Origin of the sequence: Deinococcus pimensis DSM 21231 (genome assembly GCF_000519345.1) — a bacterium.
GTDB lineage: Bacteria > Deinococcota > Deinococci > Deinococcales > Deinococcaceae > Deinococcus_A > Deinococcus_A pimensis.
This window is the reverse complement of sequence record NZ_KI912636.1, coordinates 42,668-46,937: the sequence shown is the minus strand read 5'-3', so window position 1 is coordinate 46,937 and position 4,270 is coordinate 42,668. Positions and strand designations below refer to the sequence as shown.

The following is a 4,270-nucleotide window of genomic DNA, read 5'->3' as shown; positions in this document are numbered from 1 at the left end:
ATCGTGCAGGGCGCGCGCGCCGCGCAGCGCCTCCCCGTAGGTGCCGTACGCGTCCCCGGGCCGTCCGAGGTTGAGCTCCGCGCGGCCCGCCAGCAGGAGCGCTTCCACCACGCCCGGGTGATCGCGCGCCCGCTCGCGCTTCCCGAGAAGTGCCCGCGCCAGACTCAGCGCGCGTTCGTCGTCCACCTCCAGAACCGCGCGAACCGCGTCCGGCGAGACGGCAGACTCACCGGGCGGGGACGGGCAGGGCGTGTCGGTGTCGGACATCAGGGCTCCATCGCGGGCAGACCCAGCCTGACACGCGCGTGACGGCGTATATGTGAAACTCCGCAAAGACCCTTTGAGCGTGACGGGCGCGGCCACACCGCTTGGCCGCGCCCGTCTCCTTCCACGCTCAGAGCATCCCGAGCGTGCTGTCCGCCTCCAGGTGCCCGAGGTGCTCCGGGAAGTCGCCCGGACGGTCCATGAAGAGCTGCTCGGCCTTGTAGCTCGACCGGACCAGCGGCCCGGACACGACCTCCACGAAGCCCATCTCCATGCCGATCTCGCGGAGCTCCGCGAACTCCTCCGGGGTGACGTAGCGCTCCACGGGCAGGTGGTGGTGCGTGGGGCGCAGGTACTGCCCGAAGGTCAGGACGTCCACGCCCGCCTCGCGGCAGTCGCGCATCGTCTCGATGATCTCCTCGCGCGTCTCGCCGAGGCCGAGCATCACGCTCGTCTTGGTGTACACGTCGGGCCGGGCCTTCTTCGCGTGCGCCAGCACCGCGAGCGTCCGGTCGTAGCCCGCGCGGATGTCACGAACCGGGTGCGTGAGGCGGCGCACCGTCTCGAGGTTCTGCGCGTACACGTCCACGCCCGCCGCGAGCACGAGGTCCACGCAGTTCGTGTTCCCCCCGAAGTCCGGCGTGAGGGCCTCCACGCGCGTCTCCGGCGACACCTTCTTGATCGTCTCGACCGTGCGGGCGAAGTGGTAGGCGCCGCCGTCGGGCAGGTCGTCGCGGTCCACGCTGGTGAGAACCACGTACTTCAGGTTCATCAGGCGGACGCTGTCCGCGACCTGCGCGGGCTCCGTCGGGTCGAGGCGGCCCATCGGGTTGCCCGTGTCCACCGCGCAGAAGCGGCAGGCGCGCGTGCAGATGTGCCCCATCAGCATGAACGTGGCCGTCCCGCGCGACCAGCACTCCGCGATGTTCGGGCACATCGCCTCCTCGCACACGGTGTGCAGGCGGTGCTCGCGGACGATCTTGCGGACCTCCCCGAACACCTCGCCCGTCGGGATGGTCACCTTCAGCCACGCGGGCTTGGGCTCGCGGACGCGTTCCGCGTTCTTGCGGTAGATGCCGTTCTTGATGAAGCGCGGCTCGCTCGTCTCCTGGGTGTTCACCGGGTCGGTCGTCACTCGTTCACTCCTTGGGGCAGCGTCCAGTCGTAGGACGCGAACGTCTCCTCGAAGGCCCGGACGGTCCGGGCCTTCACTTCATGCATGGGGGGCACCTCGCGTCCGCGCGCGCGCAGCTCGCGTTCCAGCGACGTCATCTGCGTGTCCTGCAGACCGCACGGCAGGATCAGGTCGAAGTGCGAGAGAAGGGTGGTCACGTTGAAGCCCACCCCGTGAAAGGCCACGTCACGCTGCACGGCCACGCCGATCGACGCGATCTTCTGATCGAGGGTCCGCCCGTTCACGTCGCGCGGGTCCACGTAGACGCCCGCGTAGCCGGGATTGGCGCGCGCCGCGATCCCGTAGGACTCCACCACGGAGACCGTCACGGCCTCCAGGAGCCGCAGGAAGTCCCGCACGCGCCGTCCCACCGGGAAGATCGTGTACATCACGAGCTGGCCGGGGCCGTGGTACGTGACGTCGCCGCCGCGCTCCACCTCGTGGACGTCGATGCCGTTGGCCGCGAGCAGATCGCGCGGCGCGACGATGTTCGCGCCCTCGCGCGCCTTGCGGCCCAGCGTCAGCACGGGCGGGTGCTCCACGAGGATCAGCGTGGGCCGCCCACCTGCCGCGACGCGGGCATGCTCCTCGCGCTGCCGCGCCCACGCGTCCGCGTAGGGCAGCAGCCCGAGGTCGAGGACGTCGAAGGGACGCCCTGGATTCATGGCCGCCCCGACCGTCGTACGGACCCGAGCGGTCGGGTCCTCATGCCCGGGCCGTTCATGCGTCTCTCCACTCATGGCCGCCGTCGTACGGACCCGAGCGGTCGGGTCCTCTTGCCTGGTGCGTTCACGCGTCTCTCCACTCATGGCCGCTCCGTCTGCCTTCACGCCCGGCATTCTAAACCCGTCCTCACGATGGGAAGAGCCATAGGGGCACAAACTCCCCATCTGGCACTACCGGAGTCCACAGGGTATACTTTCAGACTGTGCCCCGGCCCCCGAGGCCGGGCGAAGTGGCAGTGAACGGCCCGAAGGGAAGCACGTCTTTCCGAGCGACACCCAGCGCGGTGCGCGTGGACCGGTCCGCCTGTCGCGAAGGAGACAGTTATGAAGATCAACCGTGGCGCCATCCTCCGCTCGATCGAGCAGCCCCACCTCAAGGCCGACCTCCCCGACTTCCAGGCGGGCGACACCGTCCGCGTGGACACGAAGGTCACCGAAGGCAACCGCACGCGCGTGCAGGCCTTCGAGGGCGTCGTCATCGCCATCAACGGCAGCGGCACCCGCAAGTCCTTCACCGTCCGCAAGATCAGCTTCCAGGAGGGTGTGGAGCGCGTCTTCCCCTTCAACAGCCCCGTCATCGACAAGATCGCGGTGCTCGAGCGCGGCAAGGTCCGCCGCGCCAAGCTGTACTACCTGCGCGAGCTGCGCGGCAAGGCCGCCCGCATCAAGGTCGACCGTGGCCGCATGATGCGCGACGCCCCCGCCAAGGCCGACAAGGCCGCCCCGGCCGCCGCCGAGGCGCAGACCGGCCGCCAGCAGGACGACTGAGCCGATTCCGGCTTCGGGCGAGGCGCCTCCCCACGGGAGGCGCCTTTTGCGTGTTCCGGCCGTCCACGGTCGCGCTGGCGCCTGGGCACCGCCGAACCCCGACCGCTGACCGCTTTCTGTTAGCATGTGTCCGCTTCAAGGTACCGAAGGGAGATTCACGCATGAAAGAACCCGTACGTGTGGCCGTGACCGGCGCCGCCGGTCAGATCGGATACAGCCTGCTCTTCCGCATCGCCGCCGGAGACATGCTCGGCAAGGACCAGCCCGTCATCCTGCAGCTCCTCGAGATCCCGCAGGGCCTCGACCGTCTGCGCGGCACCGTGATGGAGCTCGAGGACTGCGCGTTCCCGCTCCTCGGGGGCGTCGTGCAGACCGACGACGCGAACGTCGCGTTCAGGGACGCGGACTACGCGCTGCTCGTCGGCAGCCGTCCGCGCGGCCCCGGCATGGAGCGCAAGGACCTGCTCGAAGCGAACGGTGCGATCTTCACGGTGCAGGGCAAGGCCCTCAACGACGTCGCCAGCCGTGACGTGAAGGTCCTCGTGGTCGGCAACCCCGCCAACACGAACGCCCTCATCGCGATGCGCTCCGCGCCCAGCCTGCGCCCCGAGCAGTTCACCGCGATGGTCCGTCTCGACCACAACCGCGCGCTGAGCCAGCTCGCGACGCGTACGGGTCGGCCCGTGACGGGCATCCGTCACATGACGATCTGGGGCAACCACAGCGTCACGCAGTACCCGGACCTCTACCACGCCGAGGTGGACGGCCAGAACGCCTACGAGCTCGTCGGCGATCACGCGTGGTACGAGGGCACGTACATCCCCACGGTCGCGAAGCGCGGCGCGGCGATCATCGAGGCGCGCGGCGCGTCGAGCGCGGCGAGCGCGGCGAGCGCCGCCATCGATCACATGCGCGACTGGGCGCTCGGCACTCCCGAGGGCGACTGGGTCAGCATGGGCGTCCCGTCCGACGGGAGCTACGGCATTCCCGAGGGCGTCATCTACGGCTTCCCCTGCACCTGCGCGGGCGGGAAGTACGAGATCGTGCAGGGCCTCGACATCAACGAGTTCAGCCGCCGCAAGATGGACGAGACCTACCAGGAGCTCGCCGAGGAGAAGGCGGCGGTCGAGCACCTGTTCTAGGGATGGAGAGAGGGGCGGGCGCCACCCGGCGCCCGCCCCTCTCTTGAGCTCAGCCGAGCTTCTTGAGGGCCTGCCGGACCGCGCCGAGGTGGTAGCAGACGTGCGCGAGCGCGGCGGACATGCCGCCCGCGGAGTCCTCGTTCCAGTCGGTGGTGCCGCGCGCGAGCGCGAGGAGGTCCTCGTAGGCGGCGCGGACG

At 69.8% G+C, this 4,270-nt stretch carries 5 protein-coding genes; 2 read left to right on the top strand and 3 right to left on the bottom strand.

The genetic code is table 11. The features are described 5' to 3' along the window. The 3 genes from DEIPI_RS39265 to lipB all read right to left on the bottom strand — a co-directional run. Positions 1-267 (bottom strand): tetratricopeptide repeat protein (locus tag DEIPI_RS39265; protein WP_027481440.1); only part of this gene is annotated, 267 nt, incomplete at its 3' end. Between the two features lie 127 nt (positions 268-394). Beyond that, the gene (gene lipA / locus DEIPI_RS0108070) at positions 395-1,384 is read right to left on the bottom strand and encodes a lipoyl synthase (RefSeq protein ID WP_045233935.1); all 990 of its coding nucleotides are present in this window, start codon (positions 1,382-1,384) and stop codon (positions 395-397) included. Between the two features lie 11 nt (positions 1,385-1,395). Beyond that, entirely contained in the window at positions 1,396-2,103 is a 708-nt protein-coding gene (lipB, locus tag DEIPI_RS0108065) for a lipoyl(octanoyl) transferase LipB (RefSeq protein ID WP_027481438.1), read from the bottom strand. 384 nt (positions 2,104-2,487) lie between these two features. On the opposite strand from lipB, the gene rplS reads away from it, so the two are divergent. Further along, positions 2,488-2,931, top strand: a complete 444-nt coding sequence (gene rplS, locus DEIPI_RS0108060) for a 50S ribosomal protein L19 (RefSeq protein WP_027481437.1) — start codon at positions 2,488-2,490, stop codon at positions 2,929-2,931. A gap of 161 nt (positions 2,932-3,092) precedes the next feature. Continuing rightward, on the top strand, positions 3,093-4,073 hold the full coding sequence (locus DEIPI_RS0108055; protein WP_027481436.1) for a malate dehydrogenase: 981 nt from the start codon (positions 3,093-3,095) through the stop codon (positions 4,071-4,073). The last annotated feature ends 197 nt before the right edge of the window (positions 4,074-4,270 follow it).